Here is a 22,753-nt window from a genome sequence, read left to right as displayed (position 1 = left end):
GCCAATATGCAGATGAAGCTTTTTGTCCAGCGGCTGGACCCCCGTGCGCCGCTGCCCGCCTGCCAGACCCCCGGTTCCGCCGCCATGGACCTGGCCGCCCTGCTGGACGCGCCGGTGACCATCGCCCCCCGCGCCCTGGTGAACATCCCCACGGGGCTTGCCATCGCGCTGCCCGACGCGGGCTGGGTGGCGCTGGTCTTCGCCCGCTCGGGCCTGGGCATCAAGCACGGGATCGCCCTGTCCAACGGAGTGGGGGTCATCGACAGCGATTATCGGGGAGAGCTCCGGGTGGGGCTGACCAACCTGTCTGACACGCCCTATACGGTCCAGCCCGGCGACCGGGTGGCCCAGCTTATGGTGGTGCCCGTAGCCCGGGCCTGCGTGCTGGAGCTTGACGAGCTGCCCGCCACCCAGCGGGGCGCGGGCGGCTTCGGCTCCACGGGGAAGTGAGGCGCATGGGCATCGTTTTGGCCTCCCGGTCCCCCCGCCGGCGCCAGCTGCTGGAGCAGATGGGCCTGCGGGACTTCCGCATCGTCTGCTCCGACGCGGATGAGACGGCGTCCCCCGGCCTGACGCCCCCGGCGCTGGTGGAAGCGCTTTCCGCCCGAAAGGCCGCAGCCGTGCAGCACGCGGCGGCGGCCGGGGACCTGATCATCGCCGCCGACACGGTGGTGGCCCTGGACGGCCGGATCCTGGGCAAGCCCGCCGACGGGCCGGACGCATTTGCCATGCTTTCCGCCCTCTCCGGCCGGCGCCACCAGGTCTACACCGGCCTGACCGTGGTATGCGGCGCGCAGCGTCTGACTGAGCACGAGGTCACGGCCGTGACCTTTCGGAGCCTGTCCAGCGCGGAGATCTGCGCCTACATTGCGACCGGCGAGCCCATGGACAAGGCGGGCGCCTATGGAATCCAGGGGCGGGGCGCCCTGTTCGTGGAGGGGATCGAGGGGGATTATTACAACGTGATGGGCCTGCCGGTGTGCCGTCTGGGGCGCATCCTGGCCCGGCTGGGCGTGGACTGCGCCCGGCTTTGGAGCGAGCTGTGACCGTTGAGAGGGAGGGCGACACGTGAAAGACTTTTTCCGGCACAATGGGGTCCTCATCCTCATTGCCGCCGTCCTGCTGGCGCTGGTGACGGCGGTGGTCTCCATGCTGCTGGGAGGGACGGCGGACCCGCTGTCCAATCTGGTGGGGATCGTCACCACCCCGGTGCGCAACGGCATCAGCGCCCTGGCCGGCTGGACGGAGGAACAATACGCCGACGCCTTTGAGCGGGAACAGCTCAAAAGTGAAAACGCAGAGCTCAAGCTCCGCGTGGCCGAGCTGGAGGAACAGGCCCGGGCCGCGGAAGCCGCCCTCCAGGAAAACGAGCGGCTGCGCAGCCTGCTGGACCTGCGGCCCAGCCAGCGGGAGTTCGATCTGGAATCGGCCACCGTCACCGCCCGTTCCACCTCCAACTGGGAGTCCACGCTCACCATCAGCAAGGGCAGCTCCTCGGGCCTGGAAGCCGACGACTGTGTCGTGGACGAATATTGGAACCTGGTCGGCATCGTCCTTGAGGTGGGGGAGAACTGGGCCCGTGTGGCCACCGTGGCGGATTCCGGCCTGGAGCTGGGCGGACAGCTGGCCCGCACCGGCGGGGCGGCCATCCTGGAGGGCGACTTTGCCCTGATGGGGGAGGGCAAGCTCAAGCTGAGCTACCTGCCGGAGAATGCGGAGCTCATCGCCGGGGATCTGGTGACCACCTCCGGGCGGGGGGGCGTATACCCCGCCGGGCTGGCGGTGGGCCATGTGGAGGAGGTCCATACCGAGGCCAGCGGCATGACGCGCTATGCCGTCATCGTACCGGAGACCGATCTGGACGGGCTCAAGCAGGTCTTCGTGATCAAAGAATTTACCATCGTGGAGTGACGTCGCAAGCGGTCGAAAAAGGTGCTTCGCACCTTTTTCGAGGAGGATCACACGCAAGGCGGACCTCGATTTCTTGCGGAAAAGTCGGCCCGCCTTGCGTGTGAAGTGTCATTTCCGAGGCGCATGTCCCCGGAAATGACGGATTTTGATTTTATTCCGCCGCCTGCCTGCGCCCGCAGGCGCGTTTCGGAGCGCAACCGCCCCATCGGGGCGGCTCTTAGCGCGGAGATGGCGACGGAACTCTGCGAGGCTTTCCTGCGGGAGGGTTTTTCGACAAGCTAATTGGGAAGGCGGCGGGAAGGAGGGCGTTTATGACCCGCAGCGATTTTATGATAAAATGGGGCGTGTATGCCCTGGCCATCCTGCCTATTTGGTTTCTGGAGGTCTACGTGCTCAACCGCCTGCCGGTGCTGGGGGTGACGCCCATGCTGATGCCCCTGGCCGCCGTGGCCGCTGCCGTGCTGGAGGGCGCCACCGGAGGCGCCGGCTACGGGCTGTTCGTGGGGATCCTGTGCGACGCGGCCTATCACGGCACCAACGGCGCCATGACCCTGGGGCTCTGCCTGCTGGGCGTGGCGGCGGGCGCCCTGGCCCAGTACGCCCTGCGGCAGAATCTGGTCGGCTGCCTGCTGTGCTCCTTTGGGGCGCTGCTGTGCATCGACGCCGTCCGGGTAGCGGTCCATCTGCTGCGGGGAAGCGCCTCGCTGGGCGCGCTGCTGCGGGTGGCCGTACCGGAAGCGCTTTGGTCCATGGTGTTCGTTTTCCCGGTCTACGCCCTGTACCTGTGGGTATTCCACCGGGTCCCCAAACGCACCGTGCTGTAGCGGGGGGACTTTGCTGCCTGGAGGTGAGCGCACTTGGAAGGAAAACAATTTCAAAGACGGGCGCTGTTCACCGCGGCGCTTCTGGCGTTGCTGGTGGCGGCCTTCGCGGCGGTGCTGTGGAGCCTGCAGGTGACCAATCTGGACTACTACCGGGGCCTGTCCACCCGCAAGATCGCCAACCGGGAGACGGTGGAGGCCGCCCGGGGGGAGATGCGGGACCGCTACGGCCGGGTCCTGGTGACCAACCGTGCCGTCTACCAGGTGACGCTGGATCTCTCCCGGATGGGCGAGGAGGCGCAGCGCAACGCCAACCTGCTCGCCCTGCTGGAGATCTGCCGGGAACAGAAGGTGGAGTGGAGCGATACGCTCCCCATCTCCGAAAGCGGCCCCTTTTCCTACACCAGCGACACCGCGCTGTCCTATCGCGCCGCCGACAGCAGCGCAGCGGAGACGGTGGTGCGCACCAGCTTGGGCAAGCTGGTGGACGCCCTGCCGCTGCAAAGCCGCGGCTTTCTTCCCGCAGGGGAGACCGACCCCTCGGCGGCGGCGCTGATGCAGGCCCTGCGGGGCTACTTTGAAGTGGACGAGAGCCTCTCCGACGGGGAAGCCCGCGCCCTCATCGGCTTGCTCTACGAAATCAACCTCCGGCAAAAAAACATCGATTACAGCGATTACATTTTTGCCCAGGACGTGGATATCGACTTCATCTCCACCGTTAAAGAGCACGGCCTGACCGGCGTGCAGATCGAGGCCGCCACCGTCCGGGAATATGCCACCTCCCACGCCGCCCACCTGCTGGGCCGGGTGGGCCCCATCTACGCCGACACCTGGGCCTACTATAAAGAACTGGGCTACAACATGAACGACACGGTGGGGATCGACGGGGCGGAGAGCGCTTTCGAGCCCTACCTGCGCGGGGAGGCCGGCGTGCGGGAGCAGGAGCTCTCCACCAGCGGCAAGGTGGTCAGCGAAAGCTGGTACACTGATCCGCTGACCGGCGAGACCCATGAGCCGGAGCCGGGCGACAACGTGCTGCTCACCCTGGATGTGAAGCTCCAGGCCAAGGCGGAGCAGGTCCTGGCGGATACCATCAGCAGCCTGGAATCCGCAGATACCGGCGGCGGCGCCGTCGTCATCCAGGACGTGTCCGACGGCGGCGTGCTCACCATGGCCTCCTACCCCACCTACGACCTGGCTACCGTATATTCCGACCAGGCCCTTTACGCCCAGGTCAGCAGCGACCCGCTGGAGCCTTTTTACAACCGGGCCTCCATGGGCCTGTACTCCCCCGGCTCCACCTTCAAGCCTCTGGTGGGCATTGCCGCTTTGGAGGAAGGGGTGACCACCCCCTCCGAAACGATCCGGGACACCGGCCGCTTTACCCTGCCGGAGGAGGAGAAATACCCCTACGGCGACTTTCACCCTCAATGCTGGATCTACCGCCAGTATGGCGGCACCCACGGACAGGAGAACCTGGCCGACGCTCTGCGGGACTCCTGCAACATCTATTTCTACACCATCGGCCACCGGCTGGGCATCGAACGCATCGACCTGTACGCCAAGATGTTCGGGCTGGGAGAGAAGACGGGCTTTGAGCTGTCCGAAAGCAAGGGCCGGGTGGCCGGCCCCGCGACCAGCGAGGCTCTGAATATGACCTGGTACGGCGGCAACCTGCTCAACGTTGCCATCGGCCAGGACAACACCGCCTGCACCCCGCTCCAGCTGACCAACTATATCGCCACCCTGGTCAACGGCGGCAACCACTACGCCACCCATCTGCTGCGCGCCGTCAAGTCCAGCGATTACAGCCAGACCGTGCTGGAGTATGAGCCCCAGCTGCTGGACACCCTGGAGCTGGACGCGGACAACGTGGAAGCGGTGAAGCTGGGGATGTGGAAAGTGGCAAACGACGCCAAGAGCAGCGTGAGCCGCTATTTTGCGGGCCTTCCGGTGGAGGTGGGCGCCAAGACCGGCTCCGCCCAGGTGGCCTCCAATGTAGAGGCAGACGCCGTGTTTGTCTGCTTCGCCCCCTATGACGACCCTCAGATCGCCATGACCATCGTGGTGGAGGGCGGCGCGTCCGGCAGCAATCTGGCCCAGGCCGCCGCTGAGATCTTGGATTACTACTTCAGCGCCGAGGACACTCTGGAGTCCGTGGACCCGGAGAACACGCTCCTGCGCTGACAAGGAATGATTGGATGACGGATACCCTTCTCTTCGATCCCCGGGACGAGCGGTATAAATCTCCCTACGGGGCGGTCAGCGCCGGAACCGTGGTGCATTTCGCGCTCCGGCCGGAGCGCGCTCAGGCTTTTTCCCGGGCGGTGCTCACCGCCCGGTTTGAAAGCCGGGCCAATGAGCTGGTGCGCATCTTTCTGCCCTGGAGCGGCCGGGACGGGGAACGGGACGTGTTCGCGGGCTCCCTGCCCACGGGGGATTATGTGGGTCTGATCTTCTACTCCTTCCGCCTGGAGGGGCTGGACGGCCGGACCCGGACGCTGGGGGAATACCAGCTGACGGTGTATGACGGCTGCGAGCAGGTGCCCGCCTGGTTTGGAGAGGGGACCTGTTATCAGATCTTTCCCGACCGCTTCCGCCGCAGCCGCATCCCCGACCCCGGCGGCATGGTGGGCGGCCGGAGCGTCCATGCCGCCTGGCAGGAGGAGCCGGAATACCGCCCCGACGCCCGGGGCGAGGTGCGCAACCGGGACTTCTTCGGCGGAGACCTGAAGGGCGTGCTGGAGCAGCTGCCCTACCTCCAGTCCCTGGGCGTGGAGACCCTGTATTTCAACCCCATTTTCGAGGCGGCGGAAAACCACCGCTACGGCACCGCCGATTATGAGCACGTAGACCCCATGCTGGGCTGTGACGCGGATTTTTCCGCTCTGTGCCAGGCTGCCCACGCCAGGGGGATGCGGGTCATTCTGGACGGTGTGTTCAACCACACCGGCTTTGTCAGCCGCTATTTCAACGGCGACGGCTTCTACCCCCAGCCGGGGGCGGCCCAGTCCCGGCAGAGTCCCTATTACCCCTGGTTCCACTTCCAGCACTGGCCCGACCGGTTCGACTCCTGGTGGGGCATCTATACCCTGCCCGCCGTCAACGAAGGGGAGGACTCCTACCGGGACTATATCATCCGGGGGGAACACAGCATCGTGCGCCGCTGGCTGCAGGCCGGGGCGGACGGCTGGCGGCTGGACGTGGCCGACGAGCTGCCCGACGACTTCATCCGCGAGCTCCATCAGGCCGTCCGGGCGGCCGACCCCAACGCCGTGGTCATTGGGGAGGTGTGGGAGGACGGCTCCACCAAGATCGCCTATGGGGTCCGCCGCAGACATATCCTGGGCGGACACTGCGACGGGCTGATGAACTACCCCTTCCGCAACGGCCTGATCTCCTTCCTGCTGGGCGCGGACGCGGCCTGCTTCCGGGACGCCATGGAGACCCTGCGGGAGAACTATCCCCCCTTCGCCTTTGCCTCCGCGATGAACTTTCTGGGCACCCACGACACCCCCCGCATCCTCACCCTGCTGGGCGTTGGCTCCGACTGCCGGGAGAACACCAAGGCCTGGCGGGCCAACTTCCGCATGGACGCCGGCCAGCGCGCCCTGGCCCTGGCCCGGCTGCGTCTGGGGGCCCTGGTGCTGTTCGCGTTTCCCGGCGCCCCCACGATCTATTACGGGGACGAGGCCGGGATGGAGGGCTTCGAAGACCCCTTCAACCGCCGCACCTTCCCCTGGGGCGCGGAGGACAAGGCCCTGACCGCCTGGTACGCCGCGCTGGGGCAGGCCCGAAAGTCCCTTCTCCCCCTGCGCCGGGGGGACCTGCGCTGGCTGCGGGCCGAGGGGCGGGTGCTGGCCTTCTCCCGGACCTGGGAAGGGGAGACGGTGATCGCCGCCGTCAACGCCGGGGACGCTCCGGAGCAGCTGCCCCTGGACGGCGCCTTCCGGGACCGGATGAGCGGGGAGCGCTTTACGGATACGGTTCCCCTGCCCCCCCTGACCGGCCGCCTGCTGACGGGGGAGCGTTGCAAATCCGCCTCCGGCGTGGTATAATGTCCTCATCTTACACAAAAGGAGCACGATATGCGCTGTCCGAACTGAGGTTCTTCTGAATCCGACGCTCCGCCCCGCCCATGGAGCGGACGCGAAGCTTGTTTCAATTCAGGAGGAACGATTATGATTCGGAATCAGCGCAATATTGCGCTCCTTTTTGCTGTTCTTTTTTTGCAGGGCATGGTCTTTTACAGTCCTGTGGCCACCCTTTACCGGCAGGAGAGCGGTCTGGATCTGGTACAGATCGGAGGGATCGAAAGCTTCTCCCTGGCGTTGATGCTCCTTCTGGAACTGCCCTGGGGGTGGCTGGCCGACCGGCTGGGGCACCGGCGCACCATCGTACTGTGCGCATTCGTCTTCGCCGCATCCAAGGTAGTCTTCTGGCGCGCGGAGACCTTCGGGGCCTTTCTGGCGGAGCGGGCGCTGCTGGCAGTCAGCCTGTCCGGCCTGTCCGGATGCGACAGCGCCTTCCTGTTCGCCTGCTGCCGGGACGGCGGGCACCGCAGGGCCTACGCCCTGAGCCAGGCAGTGCAGACGCTGGGGGTGCTGGCGGCCTCTCTGTCCTGGCCCCTTTGGGGCGGAACTTACCGCCTGGCCGCCCTGCTCACGGTCGGCTCCTACACGGCCGCCGCCCTGCTCACCCTGGGCCTGGCCGAGCCGGAGGGGGAGCGGGCCGCCCAGACCCGGACGGCGGAGCCCCTGTCCTTTGCCCAGGCGGCCCGGCGCACCCTGGCCCTCGCCCCGGTGCTGCTGGCCTTCTGCCTGGCGGAAGAGACCGGCCAGAGCGTCACCGTCTTTCTCAGCCCGCTCCTCTATACACGCGCGGGCATCCCCCAGCAGTGGTTCGGCGCCCTCCACGCCGCCATGACGGCGGCGGGCCTGCTGGGGGGCCTCTCCCATCGGATGTCCCGCCGTCTGGGGCAGCGGAGGGCGGCGGCGGCCCTCCTGACCGCGGGAACGGCAGCCTGCCTGCTGCCGGTCCTGTCTCCCGCCCCCGCCGCCGCCGTGCTGGGGGTCACGGCCCTGCGGGCCGTACAGTCCCTGCTGACGCCCCTGTCCCTGTCGATCCAGAACGAGCGCGCCCACCCGACGGGGCGGGCCGCCCAGCTCTCCTGCAACGCCATGCTCATGGACGTGGGGAGCATGTGTCTCTACCCCGCCTTCGGGGCGCTGGCCGGCCAGGGCGTGGAGCGGGCGCTGCTGCTGGGCGCGGCCTGCTGCGCCGCCGCTCTGGTGCTGTTCGGGGCAGGCGCAGGCCAGCCTGCATCCTGAGGCCCGCGGCCGCGCTCCCGGTCTCCCCGGCACGGCGGGACTAACCGCCGGGCAGGAGCCGAACCGACCGCGCATCCCCCTGCCCCGAAACCGCGTAAAAGGCGTACTCCTCCGGCTTCAGCCCGCAGGCGGCCAGCGCGCCGCGCACCCGCTCCAGTGCCTCAGGCGGGAGGCGCAGGGCGATGCCGCAGCCCTGGGACACCTCCCGCAGCACGGGCATGACCTGGACCGCGGCGACCTCCGCTCCCGCACGCTGGGCCAGCAGGGCGGCATAGGTGGAGGAAAATGCGGCCATAACATAGTCCATCAGAGGGTGACCACCTTGGCGGAGCGGGCCATGCAGGACACGATATCATACATATTGCTCACCGTGCCCGCCTTCAACTGATCGGCCAAGCCGTAGAAGTTCAGGCACGTGCCGCATACCAGCACCTTTACCCCCCGCTCCTGCAGAGCGTTCAGGTGCTCCGCCACTTGGGCGTCCAGGGTGGGCAGCTTTACCCCCGCATTCATAAAAAGGATCGTTCCGGGCAGCTCGTCTCCCTGGGTGAGGGTATAAAAGAACATGCGCATCAGGCTGCTCCCCAGTTCCCGGTCCCCGTCGCCGATGCAGTCCCGGCCTGCGAAGACCGTCCAATCCCCGGCGGCGGCGTGTTGGGAAGGGCTTGCCGCCTGCGCCGTCGGCGTGCCGGAGGCGGCAAACGTCACGGCAAACCCTTCCCCGTCCCCTACGGGATGTGCCTGATAGCCCCTGCTTTCCGCCAGACGCTTCAGGTTTTCCACGGTGGCGGCGTTGTCCACCCGGACGGTAAAGGCCGTCTCGCCGGCAGCGATGGCCTTCTGGGCCAGGACTACCGGGATGGGACAGTTTTTTCCTCTGGCGTCGATCATTTTCATATCCATGCATCTCCGTTCCGTATCTGCTTCTCCTCTCATTATAACCGCCGCATTCCCCCTGTCAAGCAAACGAAAGGGGCGCTGCCCGAATGGCAGCGCCCCTCAGAGGGTTTCGGCGGAAACAGCCCGTTTAGTTGCGGCCCACGAAGTCGTCCTTGGTGACGGCCATGACGACGGCGGCCACGACGGCCAGAACAGCCAGCACCGCGTAAGCGGTGGCGTAGGAGGAAGCCTCGCCGATGATGGCGACCAGGGAAACGCCGACGGCGCCGATGGCGGCCACGATGGGCTTGAGCACCTTGTAGGCCAGCGGGAAGTCATAGCGGCCCCAGACGGTGCTGGTGAAGGACACCAGGTAGTTGGACGCGCCGCCCAGCATCAGGGCCAGGAAGGGGAGCGACAGGTAGATGCAGGCGCGGATGCCGGTCAGGTTGAGGATCAGGGAAGCCACGCCGATGCCGAAGGTGATGATGATGGCCTTCTTGGGACCCACCTTGGCGTCCAGCACGCCGCACAGGGGGCTGCCGAAGCAGGCGGCGATCCCGGCGATGGCCAGCATGCCGATGATCTCACCGGGCTGGTAGCCAATGCTGGACAGGCGGGCGAAGAAGTTGGTCATGATGCCCAGGGACAGCAGCTCCATGACGCCCAGGGAGAAGCCGGCCATCCAGGTGCGCTTGTAGGAGAGCATTTTCCCAGGGGTCCAGGGGGAGGTCTTCATGTACTCCAGGCCGGCCTTGAGCTCCTGCTCCGCCTGCACCTTGTCGAAGGATCGGTCGTTGTCGGGGAAGGCGCCGGCCTGCTCGGGATAGTCCCGCACAAAGACGGCGCACAGCACGGCCAGCACCGTGCAGGCGACGCCGTAGAAGGTATAGACGGCGCGGGTGCCGCCCATGCCGACCAGGATGGAGGCCAGGGCCGTGGTGGTAGCGGCGGACAGAGGGAAGCCAATGGTGACCCAGCCCATGACCAGGCCCTTTTTCTTGGGGAACCAGTTGCCGATGACGTTTCCGTTGGCAATGTAGGCAAAGCCCATGCCGCCCACCATGGCCACGGACACGCAGACGAAGTACACCACGTAGTTGGCGGCGTAGCCCCAGGCGAAGCAGGCGATGGCGGTGATGGCCAGCGAGCAGGTCCAGGCAAAACGGGCGGACTTCTTGGCGCCGATATAGCCCCAGAGCACGCCGCCCGCCACGGCGATCCAGCCGCCCACGGTGGAGAACATGGACAACACCCCGTAGTTCATGCCGGTGGTGCCGGCGAACACCTCGCGGGTAACGTTCAGGGAATCGTTGATCAGAGAGCTGTCGATGAAGATGCACGCGAAGGAAAAGAGCATCAGCAGCCAGCCCTTGGCGCCAAAGTTGGCAGTGACCTTGGTGGTTTTATTTTGTGCGTTCAAACCAGATTCCTCCTTTTATTCGTAGACCTCCGGGCGGCTTCTTCCCACACCGCCCGTAAACGCCTGTATTTTATCGCAGGCGGCGGCAGACGTAAAATACCGATTCCGTATGGCTCCCATACGGAAAATGCTTGACCGGCTGTGCGGGCCCCCTCTTCCCCCTCGTTTTGCGCCACCCGGACGGCTTTTTTGTGTAAAAGGGCAAAATGGGGCCCCGGGATTTCAGCAATGCGCCGATTCTATAACGAAAAAAGCATAGCTGCCATTCCGATTTTACATAGAAAGCCATGACACCCCCCGAAAAATCTGCTATACTGAAGCAAACAACGCAGGAGACGAGGTGTGTACGGATGAACTTGGAACAGATCGAGAGCTTTCTGGTCCTGGCACAGCGGCTCAATTTTACGCAGGCGGCGAACGACCTGTTCATGGCGCAGCCTGCCCTGAGCCGGCTGATCGCGGCCCTGGAAAAGGAGCTGGAGGTCCAGCTCTTTCACCGCAATTCCCGGGGGGTGTCCCTCACCCCGGCGGGGGAGGCGTTCCTGCGGGAGTGCCCCGCCATTCTGGACGGCTACCGCCGCAGCGTCAGCGCCGCCCAGCTGGCCCAGAAGGGGTACGCGGGCACGCTCACCCTGGGCATCCTGCGGGATGCGTTTCATCCCGAGGCGGTGGACATCTATCAGGCCATGGAGCGGCGCTATCCCGAGGTACGCCTGCTCCTGCGGGAATACAGCCACTCCCAGCTGATCCGGCGCTTTTTGGACGGGGAGCTGGACGCCATTTTCAACTTCGGCTCCGAGGCGATGCCGCCGGAGGTGGAGAGCCTGGTGCTGCGCCGGGACCACCAGTGCGTGGTGGTCCCGCCCCACTCGCCCCTGGCCCTGGAGCGCAGCCTGCGGATGGAGGATCTGAAGGGGGAAAAGTTTATCGCCATGGCCCGCTCCGCCTCCCAGCCCGGACACGACTTTCTCTGGCGGATCACGGCGGAAGCCGGCTTCGTGCCGGAGATCGTGGCGGAGGTGGGCCATGTGCCCACCCTGCTGATGCTGGTGGCCTGCGGCCTGGGGATCAGTACCCTGACCAACGACTTCGAGTATCTGACCCGCGGCCGGGTGACCTTTGTCCCCCTGGTGGGCGTGCCGCTGTCCAGCCACAGCCTGAGCTGGCGGCGGGGCAGCGCCAATCCGTCCCTGCCGCTTTTGGTGGATACGGTGCGGGACTTCCTGGCGAAAAAATGAAGATTTCGTAAAAAAAGCGGAAGCCGGACGGCTTCCGCTTTTTTATCCACCGTATCTGTGTTATAATCAAACAACATTCAAAAAAGCAAACCGGTTTTGGGAAGCCCGCGGCGTTTTATGCGGTAAACGGCCGCTTTGCACCGCTCAGGGAAAGGAGGGGGTCCGGATGGAAGCGCTGTTTGCCCTGCCCCAGCAGTGGATGGACGCGCTGACCGGTTGGCTGGCGGCCAACCCGCAGCTGTGCGGCTGGTTTACGTCTATCGTACGCTTCGTGTTCCCGGTACTGGCTCTGCTGATCCTTATCCGCTCCATCCGTTCCCTGCTGACGGTGCCCCATCTGCCGGAGGTCTGGGCCTACCTGACCCTGCCCAACGGGTCGGGGGAGCCCCTGACCCACTGGGAAAACATCCTGGGCCGGGGCGGCGCCTGCGACGTGGTGCTGAATTATCCGGTGGTCTCCCGCCAGCACGCCGCCCTGATCCGCCGCGAGGACGACACCTGGACGGTCCACGACCTGGGCTCCACCGGCGGCGTCACCGTCAACGGCGCGGCGGTGGAGGGCAGCGCCCCGGTGGCCTACGGAGACGTTCTGGGCCTGGGCGGGGTGGAGACCGTGCTGCTGCCCGTGTCTCCGGAGGAAAAGGCCCAGCGCCGCCACCGCCGCCGTGCTGCCAAGCCCGCCTCTCCCTGGCTGGGGCTGGTGCTGCTGACGGTGTTTCAGGTGCTGTGCGCGCTGCAGCTGATCCTCTCCGCCGGGGCGCAGGCCACGCTCAACCTTCCCGGCGCCTTTCTCTGCCTCTCGCTGGTGATGTGGCTCTACTTTCTCACCATGCGCCTGCTGCGGCGGGTGGGGTTCGAGATGGAGACCATCGCGTTCTTCCTGTCCACCCTGTCCCTGGCCATCACCGCCTCCTCCGCGCCGTCGGCGCTGTTCAAGCAATTTCTCGCCCTGCTGCTGGGCCTGGTCCTCTTCCTGATACTGGGCGTTTTTCTGCGGGATCTGGAGCGGGCCAAGCACATCCGCTGGCTCATGGCCGCCGCCGCGATCGGCCTGGTATCCGTCACCCTGGTGCTGGGATCCGCCCCTCAGTACGGCGCGGCCAACTGGATCCGGCTGGGCGCGCTCTCCCTCCAGCCCTCGGAGCTGGCCAAGATCTGCTACATCTTTGCCGGCTCGGCCACGCTGGAGCGGCTCTTCCGCAAGCGGAACCTGGGCCTGTTCATCGTCCTGACCGGCGTGTGCCTGGGCTGTCTGGCCCTGATGAGCGATTTCGGCACCGCCGCCATCTTTTTCGTAACCTTCCTGGTCATCGCCTATCTCCGCTCCGGTGATTTCGCCACCCTGTCCCTGATCACGGGCGGCGGCGTGTTCGCCGTGCTCACCATGCTCTCCCTCAAGCCCTATATCCTCCGGCGCTTTGCCACCTGGGGCCACGCCTGGGAGAACGCCTCCGCCGGGGGCTACCAGCAGACCCGCGCCATGTCGGCCGCCGCCTCCGGCGGTCTGGTGGGGGTGGGGCCCGGGGAGGGCTGGCTCCACCGGGTGGCCGCCGCGGATACCGATCTGGTCTTCGGTATGCTCTGTGAGGAGTGGGGCCTGATCATCGCGGCGCTGGCGGTGCTCTCCGTGTTCACACTGGCGGTCTTCGCCGTGCGCGCCTGCCGGGCGGGCCGGAGCAGCTTTTACACCATCGCCGCCTGCGCCGCCACCTCCATGATGGTCTTTCAAACCTGCCTGAACGTGTTCGGCGCGGTGGACCTGCTGCCCCTCACCGGGGTCACGTTTCCCTTCGTGTCCAACGGCGGATCGTCCATGCTGGCTTCCTGGGGCCTGCTGGCCTTTCTGAAAGCCACCGACACCCGCCAGAACGCCAGCTTTGCCATCCGCCTGCCTTCCCGGCGGGAGGACCGCCGGGGTGCGGCGCTGGCCCCCCGGGGCACGGAGGGCTGGGAACAGGAGGCGGATGATGAAGAAGATTGAACGCCGGGCCCTGTTGTGCCTGCTCCTGGCCGCCGCCCTGATCGCGGGGCTGGCGCTGTATGTGGGGCGCTGGGCGCTGAACGGCGGGCGCTGGGCCTCCTACGCCGCCAACCGGCATCTGTTCAACTCCAGCGGGGAGCTGGCCGTGGGCCGGGTGCTGGACCGGGACGGCGACGTGCTCTCTTGGGTGGACGGCGCCGGGCGGCGCGCCTACTACGAAAACGCCACGGTACGGAAAGCCACCCTCCATGCAGTGGGGGACCGGGGCGGCAACATCGGCACCGGCGCCCTGACCGCCTTTGCCGACCGGCTTTCGGGCTACAACCTGCTCACCGGGGCCTACTCCCCCCTGGGCCGGGGCAACGACCTGTACCTGACCCTGGACGCCCGGCTCAACTACATCGCCTATCAGGCGCTGGGCGGGCGCAAGGGGGCCGTGGGCGTGTACAACTATCAGACGGGGGAAGTCCTGTGCATGGTCTCCGCCCCCTCCTTCGATCCCCTGGATCCCCCGGAGCATGTGGAGGACGATCCCGCCTACGACGGAGTCTATCTCAACCGCTTCCTGTCCGGTACGTTTGTGCCCGGCTCGGTGTATAAGACCATTACTCTGGCCGCGGCCATTGAGAACATTCCCGATCTCTTCACGCGCACCTGGACCTGTACCGGCTCCACCGACGTGGCGGGTGAGGCCGTCACCTGTCCTCACGCGCACGGGGAGCTGGATATCTACGCAGCGCTCTCCAGCTCCTGCAACGGAGTGTTCGCCCTTCTGGCCGCCGAGCTGGGGGACGCGGTGCTGGAGGCTTACACCCGGCAGGCGGGCCTGACGGCGCGCTATTCCGTCAGCGGCCTGAATACCGCCGCCGGGAGCTTTGCCTTCAGCGGCCTTTCGCAGGGGGCGCTGGGCTGGGCCGGCGTGGGGCAGGGGGACGACCTGGTCAACCCCTGCGCGCTGATGGTCTACATGGGAGCCATCGCAAACGGGGGAAGCGCGGCGGCGCCCCAGCTCGTCCTCAAGACGGAAAACGCCCTGGGACTGCCCTCCGGCTTCTACCGCAGAAAGAGCACCGGCACCCTGGTCGCCCCAGCCACAGCGGCCACCCTGGCCGAGATGATGCACCGCAACGTGACCGAGACCTATGGGGCCGGCCGCTTCCCCAATATGGACGTGTGCGCCAAGAGCGGTACGGCGGAAGTGGGTGGCGGCAACCCCCACGCCTGGTTCGCCGGATTCCTGCGGGGGACGGATACGCCCTACGCCTTTGTGGTGCTGGTGGAAAACGGCGGCTCCGGCGCGGATACGGCGGGCTCCGTGGCCGCCCAGGTGCTGGACGCGCTGGTCAACGGGTATTGACCCTTTCCCGGCCGGCTCCGCTTGCCCTCAAAAACGGGACCAACCCGAAGGTTGGTCCCGTTTCTCGTTTTCGGTCTGTGCCGCCGGGAAAGGGCGTTTACTTGCGCCCGCCCCTGCGGGAATTGCGCCGCTCCGCCTGGCGCAGCTCGGACAGCTTGCTGTCTGAAGAGGCCATGAACTGCTTGAGCCGGTCCTCAAAGGTGGCCGGCTCCGCCGGAGCGCTCTTGCCGCGGAAGCCGCCGCCGCTCTGGCCCGCCGGGCGGCCCATGGGGCGGCCCTGACCCGCCGGACGGGGCGGGGGATCCATTGCCTTTTTGATGGAGAGGTTGATGCGGCCGTTTTCGTCGATGCCGATGACCTTGACTTTGACCTGCTGCCCTTCCTTAAGATGATCCTTTACATCATTTACGTAGGAGTAGGCGATCTCAGAGATATGCACCAAACCCGACCTGCCCTCCGGCAGGGCGACGAAAGCGCCGAACTTTGTGATGCCTGTGACCTTCCCCTCTACAACCGAACCAACACCGAACTCCATCTGACAGACATATCCTCCTTATCAATCTGCGCGGGGTAAACGCACTAATTGGTGAAATAGAAGACATACTCGCCCGGCTCCACCAGCCCCAGCTTGCTGCGGGCGATATCAGCCTGCCGCTGGGGGTCGCCGCTGTTTTCCACGGCGTCTGCCAAGTCGGCGTTGACCTGCTTCTGGGCGGCTACCTCCGCCTGGGCCTGCGTCAGGTCGGACTGAGCCTGCTGAATCTGCCCCCGCAGGTTCAGCAGGGCGCTTGCCACGCCGATGAGCAGGGCCAGGACCACCAGCTTGGTCAGGATGGACGCTTTTTTGGTTTTCATGGCCCTTCCCTCCTGCCGCCGCGTCGGCATTTTGCCGGTGCGCTTCTTCCATTTCCCTAGGTATCAGCTTTATTTTATACCACTTGCGCCGATAATGGAAGGTTTTTTTTGCTCTTTTTCCGATTTTTTTGCATAGACGTCCTGCGGCCACAACCGGTAGTGTGGCCAGGCGCCACAACACCCCCAGAAAATCTGCCAGCAGGTAGCCCAGCTTGAGGGCCCAGCGGCTGAGCAGCAAGAAGTAGACCGTAGCGCCCCCCAACACGCCCAAGACCAGGTAGATGCGCACCGCCCCGTCTCCGGCGGCGACGGCATAGACAAACAGGGCCGCGGTGACCGCCAGCCAGAACACCAAATCCAGCAGGGCGCCCAGCAGCTTCAGGGGGATACGGACGCGGAGGATGCGGAAAAAGTCGTACAGCAGCCCCACCGCCGCTCCCAGCAGCAGCGCTCCGGCCAGCAGGGCAGCCTGGGCGGAGACCGAGATCTCCATCTCAGCGGAACAGGCGGGCCAGCAGGCCCCCGGCCTTTTCCCGTCCGGAATCCTCGTACGTCAGGGAATCGATGTCCCCCTCCACCTTCAGGTCTCCCCCGTCCAGGCTCAGCTTTTCGATGTGCAGCCCCTGGCCCCGGACGATCAGGGTGCCCCGGCTGGTGTACATGACGATGGTATTCTCGTCGAAGCTCTCCACTTCCTCCACGCCGGAGACGGAAAGCTGCTCCCGCTCTTCCAAAACGATGTGATGGGCCGCCTCGGCCCGGGTCCTGTTCTCCTCATACGGCATTCAGATGACCCCACCTTTCCCGTTATGATCTCATTGATGTATATGGGACAGGGGGGCAGGATATTACGCCTGCTGCCGGGGCAGGGCGCGGAGCAGCGGCTTTGCCAGCAGCGCGGCGGCCGCGATCTTCACCGCGTCGCCGGGCAGGTAAACCAGCATGCCCGCCCAAAGCACGGCGGACAGGGACATGCCCCGGCCCAGGTAGCCGTTGAAAATAAGGTACATGTAGGGGATGCCCACCAGGTAAAGCACGCCGTCCCCCGCCGCGCAGGCCAGCGCCGTCCGCCAGGGCCGCGTTCCGTCTCCCGCCAGCTTTCCCATGACCCAGGCCGCCGGAATAAGCCCCAGCAGAAAGCCGAAGCTGGGCTGAAACACATATCCCGGACCGCCGCCCTGGGTAAACACCGGCAGGCCCGCCAATCCCAGCGCCACGTAAACGATCTGGGACAGGGCGCCCCACCTGGGCCCCAACAGCAGGGCCGCCATGGCGGTAAAGAAAAACTGCAGGGTGATGGACATGGCCCCTGCCGGAAGGCGCAGGAAGGCGCCTACGGCGGTCAGCGCGGCAAACAGGGCGCACAGGATCAGCATACGGGTATGGTTCCTCATTTTCATCCCTCCATTGTAAACCTTTTTTATATTTTAGTTTACATTTTGTCAATTGTAAACTGTCACTTCCGATAAGTTGACAGGACCCAGTTTCTCTGATACGATACAAAAAAACGAAAGGAGGCGGCGCTGTGCTGCGGGATCAGGTGCTGGCGCTGCTGAAGGCGGGGGATGCTCCCTGCTCCGGCGAGGGAATGAGCCGAACGCTGGGGGTAAGCCGGGCGGCGGTGTGGAAGGCCGTGGAGGCGCTGCGGCAGGAGGGCTACGTCATTTCCTCCGCGCCCCACCGCGGCTACCGGCTGGAGGACTCTCCGGACCTGCTCTCGCCCGGGGAACTGGCCGGGGCGCTGGCCGGCCGGACCGTGGGGGCGGCGCTGCTCTGTCTGGACACGGTAGATTCCACCAACAATGAGCTCAAGCGCCGCGCCGATACCGCCCCCGACGGCCTGGCGGTGCTGGCCCAGGAACAGACCGGGGGCCGGGGGCGGCTGGGCCGCTCGTTCGTCTCTCCCGCCGGAAAGGGGCTCTACCTCTCCGTGCTGCTGCGGCCCCAATGCGTGCTGGCCGACGCGGGGATGCTCACGGCCTGGACGGCGGTGGCGGTCTGCCGGGCGCTGGAACGCTGCTGCGGCGTCCGCGCCGGGATCAAGTGGCCCAACGACATCGTGCTGGAGGACAGAAAGCTCTGCGGCATCCTCACGGAACTGGAGCTGGAGGCAGAGACCGCCGCCCTGCGGCATGTGATCGTGGGCGTGGGGATCAACGTGAGCCAGGACGCGGCCGACTTCGGCCCGGAGGTGGCCCCGGTCGCCATCTCCCTGGCCCAGGCCCTGGGGCAGGCCCCCCGCCGCTCCCAACTGGCGGCAGAGGTGCTCTCCGCCCTGGATGACCTGTACCGGGCCTTTCCGGCGCAAAAGGCGGACTATCTGGCGCGCTACCGCGCGCTGTGCGTGACGGCGGGGCGAGCGGTCCGGGTACTGCGTCCCGGCCAGGTCCGCACGGGGACCGCCGAAGCGGTGAACGAGGATTTTGCGCTGCTGGTCCGCTGGGACAACGGGGAGCAAGAGGCGCTTTCCTCCGGCGAGGTCTCCGTCCGGGGCCTTTTGGGCTATGGATAGGGCCGGAAGGACTTGAGGCATCACCGCACAATTCCCCACGCACGTCTTGGCGGCCAATCTGCCCCACAAATGCGTTGCAAAACCTTGCAATACAAAAAGTATTCCTGCGGTTCCGCGCCTTTTTGCGGCACAAATTTTCGCGCCGATCCGCACGTGTTGAATGATGCGGTAATGCCTTGACATTTTTGATCCGTTCGCTATAATAGGACAATATATGTGTCTTGACACATATATTGTCCTATTGACTTCAGATCGGAAATGAGGGATTGCCATGGGAACCTGGAAGTCTTTTCTGCAGCGAAAAAATGTGGTCGTCTCCGCCAGGCGGTACGGCGTGGATGCTCTGGGGGCGATGGCGCAGGGCCTGTTTGCGTCCCTGCTCATCGGCACCATTTTGGATACCCTGGGCGGCCAGCTGGGGGCCGCCTGGCTGGTGGAGATCGGCGCGTTTGCCAAGGCGGTGTCCGGTCCGGCCATGGCCATCTCCATCGGCTTTGCCCTTCAGGCCCCGCCGCTGGTGCTCTTTTCGCTGGCGGCGGTAGGCTGGGCGGCCAATGCGCTTGGGGGCGCCGGTGGGCCGCTGGCCGTGCTGGCGGTGAGCGTAACGGCCTGCGAGCTGGGAAAGCTGGTCTCCAAGGAGACGCCGGTGGACATCCTCGTCACCCCCCTGGTCACCATCCTCTCAGGCGCGGGTCTTTCCATGCTCATCGCCGCCCCCATCGGCGCGCTCGCCCTTGCCCTGGGGCAGCTCATCATGTGGGCCACCGAGCTGCAGCCGTTCCTGATGGGGATCGTCGTATCGGTGCTGGTGGGCATTTTTCTTACCCTGCCCATCTCCTCCGCCGCCATCTGCCACGCCCTGAGCCTCACTGGCCTGGCGGGGGGCGCCGCCGTGGCGGGGTGCTGCGCCCAGATGGTGGGCTTTGCGGTCCTCTCCTTTCGGGAAAACCGCTGGGGCGGCCTGGTGAGTCAGGGACTGGGCACCTCCATGCTCCAGATGGGCAATATCGTCCGCAATCCCCGCATCTGGCTGCCCGCCATTCTGACCTCCGCCGTGACCGGCCCCATCGCCACCTGCCTTTTCCATCTGGAGATGAACGGCCCCGCCATTTCCTCGGGCATGGGGACCTGCGGTCTGGTAGGCCAGATCGGCGTCTACTCCGGCTGGGTGGCCGGCGGGCGGGCGATCACCCTGCTTGACTGGGCGGGACTGCTCCTGATCAGCGTTCTTCTGCCCGCCGTGGTCTGCTGGGGCTTCGGCCTGTTGTTCCGAAAGATCGGCTGGATCCGCGAGGGGGACCTGACGCTGAACTGACTGCGGTCCCTTTGGAACCCCCGGCCGTTTCTCCATTTCAGTTGCAAAGCGCCTGCGCCGGTGGACCTTAGGTCCACCGGCGCAGGCGTTTCAATCAATCGTTCCAAAATCCCGGAAGGGGAAGAACACCAGCTCCGCCTTGCCCAGCACATAGCGCTCGTCCACCGTGCCAAGGGTCACGTCCCGGCTGTCGTTGGAGCCGTTGCGGTTGTCCCCCATGACAAAGAGGGAACCCTCCGGTACCGTAACGCAGGCGCTGTTTTCATACCAGGGCTCCCGCATGGCCTCCTTGAGGTAGGGCTCGTCCAGCGCCTGTCCATCCACATAGACCGCCCCGGCGTCATAGTCGATCTCCACCGTCTGCCCGCCGACAGCCACTACCCGCTTGACGATGGGTCCGTCGGCGGCGTCAAATTTCTTGGTAAGCACGATCACATCCCCGGCCTCCGGCGCATAGCCGATGCTGCGCACCAGCATCAGATCCCCGTGCCGGAGGGTCGGCTCCATGGAGTGGCCGTCCACCGGGGTAATGCGCCCCAGAAAGGTAAACACCAGCACGATGGCCACCAGCGCCCAGATCAGCACCTGGAGCCACTCGTAGCCCTCCTGTGCAACGCTGCCCTGCTTTTGTTCTGCCGCCATGGCGGTCCTCCTTTGCTGTTCGGAAAAACAGGCGCCCCGGTGCTTACCAGGGCGCCTGCTGCGGTTTTGGGCGGTTCTGCGCCGCCGCCCGGTCCCGGGCGCCGCGCGCTTCCGGATCACGCTCCGGCCGCAAACAGGCGGCGTTTCGCGCCCCCTCGGCGTGCGCTCATCCGCTCCGGTCTTATCTGCCCTGTTCACAGCCTGCGTGCTTCTTATTTCGCGTACTCGATGACCTTGGTCTCCCGGATCATGTTGACCTTGATCTGTCCGGGATACTCCAGTTCTTCCTCAATTTTTTTGGCAATGTCCCGGGCCAGGAGCACCATCTGATCCTCGCTGACCTTGTCGGGGGCCACCATGATGCGGACCTCACGGCCGGCCTGGATGGCGAAGGACTTCTCCACGCCGGGGAAGGAGGAGGTGACCTCCTCCAGCTTCTCCAGGCGCTTGATATAGTTTTCCAGGTTCTCTCTCCGTGCGCCGGGGCGGGCGGCGGAGATCGCGTCGGCCGCCTGGACCAGGCAGGCCACGATGGTGCGGGGCTCCACATCGTTGTGGTGGGCCTCGATGGCATGGACGATGTCCTCGTTCTCCCGGTACTTCCGGGCCAGCTCCACGCCGATCTGCACGTGGGAGCCTTCCACCTCATGGTCGATGGACTTGCCCAGGTCGTGGAGCAGGCCCGCCCGCTTGGCGGCGGTCACGTCGGCCCCGATCTCGGCGGCCAGCAGGCCGGCCAGATGGGAGACCTCGATGGAGTGGTTGAGCACATTCTGGCCGTAGCTGGTGCGGTAGCGCTGGCGTCCCAGCAGCTTCACGAGCTCCGGGTGCAGGCCGTGGACGTTGGTCTCAAACACGGCGCGCTCGCCCTCGGCCTTGATGGTGGCGTCCACCTCCCGCTTTGCCTTCTCCACCATCTCCTCGATGCGGGCGGGATGGATGCGTCCGTCCTGGATCAGCTTCTCCAGGGCGATGCGGGCGATCTCCCGGCGGACCGGGTCGAAGCAGGAGACGGTAATGGCCTCCGGCGTGTCGTCAATGATCAGGTCCACGCCGGTCATGGTCTCCAGCGTGCGGATGTTGCGGCCCTCGCGGCCGATGATGCGGCCCTTCATCTCGTCATTGGGCAGGGGTACCACAGAGACGGTGGCTTCCGCCACGTGATCGGCGGCGCAGCGCTGGATGGCGAGGGACAGGATCTCCCGGGCCTTGGTGTCGGCCTCTTCTTTGAACTGGGCCTCGATCTCCCGCACCTTCATGGCGGACTCGTGCGTCACGTCGTCGGCCAGCTGGCGGATCAGGTAGTTCTTGGCCTCCTCGGCGGTAAAGCCGGAGATGCGCTCCAGCACCTCCATCTGCGTCTTCTTGAGGGTGGCGACCTCTTCCCGGGCGGTCTCCAGCTCGGCCAGCTTGTTTTGCAGGGTCTCTTCCTTTTTTTCGATGTTGTCGGTCTTGCGGTCCAGGGTCTCTTCCTTCTGCTGGAGCCTGCGCTCCTGCTTCTGCAGGTCGGCCCGGCGTTCCTTGACCTCCCGCTCGTACTCGTTGCGGGCCTGCAGGATCTCCTCCTTGGCCTCTACCAGCGCCTCCCGCTTCTTGCTCTCGGCGCTCTTGATGGATTCGTTGATGATGCGCTTGGCCTCTTCCTCCGCGCTGGAGATCTCTTTTTCTGCGACCTTCTTACGGTATTGGACGCCAACCACAAAAAACAGGACAGCCGCGACCACGAAGCAAATCACGCCCGTCAGGATATACGGCAGCATGAGTTGGGAATACACCTCCGTTTTCAGATTTTCTTTTATCGTAGGATCGTAATCAAATGATGCACGCGGATCGGAACGGCTCGTCCATCCGCACAAAATTTGAAGCGCTTACCCCTCGCGCTTCAAAATATTACACCAAATCTATTTTAAGTCGCCGATGCTTTCCTGTCAAGAAGATTCGCGTACGGAAGAATACAAAAGGTGTAAGAGTACAATACATATTGGACAGTCGAATAAAAAGGATGAAGGAAATGGCCTCATCGGATAAAGTTGAAGTTGCGGACAACAACGTAACGAGAGGGGGCCATATCCTTCATGAGCAAGCGTATAGCACAAGACATGGCGTATCGGCAATCCCTGATGAAATACGCGGAGAACTACGGGGTCAGCCGCGCCAGCAGGAAGTACAACAAGAGCCGGTCGTACATCTGCTTCTGGAAGAGCCGCTGGGATGGAACAGCAGTCTCTTTAGCCTGCCGATCCCAGCGGCCCCATAGTCATCCAAACCAACACACCCAGGCAGAACTGAAGCTGATCCGGGATATGCGCCGCCGTAATCCCGAACTGGGCATGGTGGAACTGTGGCACCGTCTGCGGCTCAGAGGCTACACCCGCTGTCCAGAGAGCCTGTTCCGGGTCATGCGCAAGCTGGGGCAGGCCGAGAAGAAACCAGTCTACAAGCCAAAGCCCTATGAGCAGATAACGTATCCAGGGCAACGGGTACCGGTA

Annotated in this window: 21 protein-coding genes and 2 pseudogenes; 13 read left to right on the top strand and 10 right to left on the bottom strand. The window is 65.2% G+C overall.

What is annotated here, in order from left to right:
• The first annotated feature begins 12 nt into the window (after positions 1-12).
• The 7 genes from dut (at position 13) to MR825_RS11610 (ending at position 8,062) form a co-directional block, all read left to right on the top strand.
• On the top strand, positions 13-450 hold the full coding sequence (dut, locus tag MR825_RS11640) for a dUTP diphosphatase (RefSeq protein WP_256174511.1): 438 nt from the start codon (positions 13-15) through the stop codon (positions 448-450).
• 5 nt (positions 451-455) lie between these two features.
• Positions 456-1,046, top strand: a complete 591-nt coding sequence (locus MR825_RS11635) for a Maf family protein (RefSeq protein ID WP_287880826.1) — start codon at positions 456-458, stop codon at positions 1,044-1,046.
• 22 nt (positions 1,047-1,068) lie between these two features.
• Complete coding sequence (mreC, locus tag MR825_RS11630; RefSeq protein WP_256174437.1) at positions 1,069-1,911, top strand: rod shape-determining protein MreC; 843 nt, start codon at positions 1,069-1,071, stop codon at positions 1,909-1,911.
• A 311-nt stretch (positions 1,912-2,222) separates the two neighbouring features.
• Entirely contained in the window at positions 2,223-2,735 is a 513-nt protein-coding gene (gene mreD, locus MR825_RS11625; protein ID WP_287880824.1) for a rod shape-determining protein MreD, read from the top strand.
• A 33-nt stretch (positions 2,736-2,768) separates the two neighbouring features.
• The gene (locus tag MR825_RS11620; RefSeq protein ID WP_287880822.1) at positions 2,769-4,919 is read left to right on the top strand and encodes a penicillin-binding transpeptidase domain-containing protein; all 2,151 of its coding nucleotides are present in this window, start codon (positions 2,769-2,771) and stop codon (positions 4,917-4,919) included.
• Between the two features lie 14 nt (positions 4,920-4,933).
• Positions 4,934-6,790, top strand: coding sequence for a glycoside hydrolase family 13 protein (locus MR825_RS11615; protein WP_287880820.1), 1,857 nt, complete (start codon positions 4,934-4,936; stop codon positions 6,788-6,790).
• 123 nt (positions 6,791-6,913) lie between these two features.
• Positions 6,914-8,062: an MFS transporter gene (locus MR825_RS11610; protein WP_287880818.1), complete on the top strand. Its 1,149-nt coding sequence runs from the start codon at positions 6,914-6,916 to the stop codon at positions 8,060-8,062.
• A gap of 40 nt (positions 8,063-8,102) precedes the next feature.
• Here the strand turns inward: MR825_RS11610 and MR825_RS11605 are convergent, their stop codons facing one another.
• The 3 genes from MR825_RS11605 to MR825_RS11595 all read right to left on the bottom strand — a co-directional run bounded on the left by MR825_RS11605 (position 8,103) and on the right by MR825_RS11595 (position 10,364).
• Entirely contained in the window at positions 8,103-8,369 is a 267-nt protein-coding gene (locus MR825_RS11605; protein WP_186908159.1) for a DUF3343 domain-containing protein, read from the bottom strand.
• Complete coding sequence (gene yedF, locus MR825_RS11600; RefSeq protein ID WP_287880816.1) at positions 8,369-8,959, bottom strand: sulfurtransferase-like selenium metabolism protein YedF; 591 nt, start codon at positions 8,957-8,959, stop codon at positions 8,369-8,371. The genes MR825_RS11605 and yedF overlap by 1 nt, the downstream gene beginning before the upstream one ends.
• Before the next feature lie 130 nt (positions 8,960-9,089).
• Entirely contained in the window at positions 9,090-10,364 is a 1,275-nt protein-coding gene (locus MR825_RS11595) for an MFS transporter (protein WP_287880815.1), read from the bottom strand.
• Positions 10,365-10,714: 350 nt separating this feature from the next.
• Here MR825_RS11595 and MR825_RS11590 point away from each other — a divergent pair, with 350 nt between their 5' ends.
• The 3 genes from MR825_RS11590 to MR825_RS11580 all read left to right on the top strand — a co-directional run bounded on the left by MR825_RS11590 (position 10,715) and on the right by MR825_RS11580 (position 14,940).
• The gene (locus MR825_RS11590) at positions 10,715-11,602 is read left to right on the top strand and encodes a LysR family transcriptional regulator (RefSeq protein ID WP_186908161.1); all 888 of its coding nucleotides are present in this window, start codon (positions 10,715-10,717) and stop codon (positions 11,600-11,602) included.
• 166 nt (positions 11,603-11,768) lie between these two features.
• The gene (locus MR825_RS11585) at positions 11,769-13,583 is read left to right on the top strand and encodes an FtsW/RodA/SpoVE family cell cycle protein (RefSeq protein WP_353845884.1); all 1,815 of its coding nucleotides are present in this window, start codon (positions 11,769-11,771) and stop codon (positions 13,581-13,583) included.
• Positions 13,570-14,940 carry a penicillin-binding transpeptidase domain-containing protein gene (locus MR825_RS11580; RefSeq protein ID WP_287880814.1) on the top strand — a complete coding sequence of 457 codons (1,371 nt, stop codon included), beginning with the start codon at positions 13,570-13,572 and terminating at the stop codon, positions 14,938-14,940. Before MR825_RS11585 ends, MR825_RS11580 begins: the two co-directional genes overlap by 14 nt.
• A 97-nt stretch (positions 14,941-15,037) precedes the next feature.
• Here the strand turns inward: MR825_RS11580 and MR825_RS11575 are convergent, their stop codons facing one another.
• From MR825_RS11575 to MR825_RS11560, 5 genes and pseudogenes are all read right to left on the bottom strand, one after another.
• The gene (locus MR825_RS11575) at positions 15,038-15,475 is read right to left on the bottom strand and encodes a S1 RNA-binding domain-containing protein (protein WP_186908163.1); all 438 of its coding nucleotides are present in this window, start codon (positions 15,473-15,475) and stop codon (positions 15,038-15,040) included.
• Positions 15,476-15,519: 44 nt separating this feature from the next.
• Positions 15,520-15,795 (bottom strand): septum formation initiator family protein, encoded by a 276-nt coding sequence (locus MR825_RS11570; RefSeq protein WP_186908164.1) that lies wholly within the window; start codon positions 15,793-15,795, stop codon positions 15,520-15,522.
• A 232-nt stretch (positions 15,796-16,027) separates the two neighbouring features.
• Positions 16,028-16,288, bottom strand: a pseudogene (gene yabQ / locus MR825_RS14430) (spore cortex biosynthesis protein YabQ); the annotation flags it as partial.
• Position 16,289: 1 nt separating this feature from the next.
• The gene (gene yabP, locus MR825_RS11565; RefSeq protein ID WP_186908165.1) at positions 16,290-16,580 is read right to left on the bottom strand and encodes a sporulation protein YabP; all 291 of its coding nucleotides are present in this window, start codon (positions 16,578-16,580) and stop codon (positions 16,290-16,292) included.
• A gap of 63 nt (positions 16,581-16,643) precedes the next feature.
• On the bottom strand, positions 16,644-17,189 hold the full coding sequence (locus tag MR825_RS11560) for a biotin transporter BioY (protein WP_243204794.1): 546 nt from the start codon (positions 17,187-17,189) through the stop codon (positions 16,644-16,646).
• Between the two features lie 131 nt (positions 17,190-17,320).
• Between MR825_RS11560 and MR825_RS11555 the strand changes: the two genes are divergently transcribed.
• Complete coding sequence (locus tag MR825_RS11555; protein WP_287880810.1) at positions 17,321-18,307, top strand: biotin--[acetyl-CoA-carboxylase] ligase; 987 nt, start codon at positions 17,321-17,323, stop codon at positions 18,305-18,307.
• 271 nt (positions 18,308-18,578) lie between these two features.
• Complete coding sequence (locus tag MR825_RS11550; protein ID WP_287880809.1) at positions 18,579-19,622, top strand: PTS transporter subunit IIC; 1,044 nt, start codon at positions 18,579-18,581, stop codon at positions 19,620-19,622.
• Between the two features lie 90 nt (positions 19,623-19,712).
• Here the strand turns inward: MR825_RS11550 and lepB are convergent, their stop codons facing one another.
• Together lepB and rny are read right to left on the bottom strand one after the other, a co-directional pair.
• The gene (gene lepB / locus MR825_RS11545) at positions 19,713-20,264 is read right to left on the bottom strand and encodes a signal peptidase I (RefSeq protein WP_186908169.1); all 552 of its coding nucleotides are present in this window, start codon (positions 20,262-20,264) and stop codon (positions 19,713-19,715) included.
• A gap of 212 nt (positions 20,265-20,476) precedes the next feature.
• Positions 20,477-22,024, bottom strand: a complete 1,548-nt coding sequence (gene rny / locus MR825_RS11540; RefSeq protein ID WP_186908170.1) for a ribonuclease Y — start codon at positions 22,022-22,024, stop codon at positions 20,477-20,479.
• Positions 22,025-22,339: 315 nt separating this feature from the next.
• Between rny and MR825_RS11535 the strand changes: the two are divergent.
• A pseudogene (locus tag MR825_RS11535) lies at positions 22,340-22,753 on the top strand (IS481 family transposase); the annotation flags it as partial.

It is taken from the genome of Lawsonibacter sp. (genome assembly GCF_022777125.1).
GTDB lineage: Bacteria > Bacillota > Clostridia > Oscillospirales > Oscillospiraceae > Lawsonibacter_A > Lawsonibacter_A hominis.
Note: the sequence above shows the minus strand (reverse complement) of the source record. Positions and strands in the feature narration are given on the sequence as shown.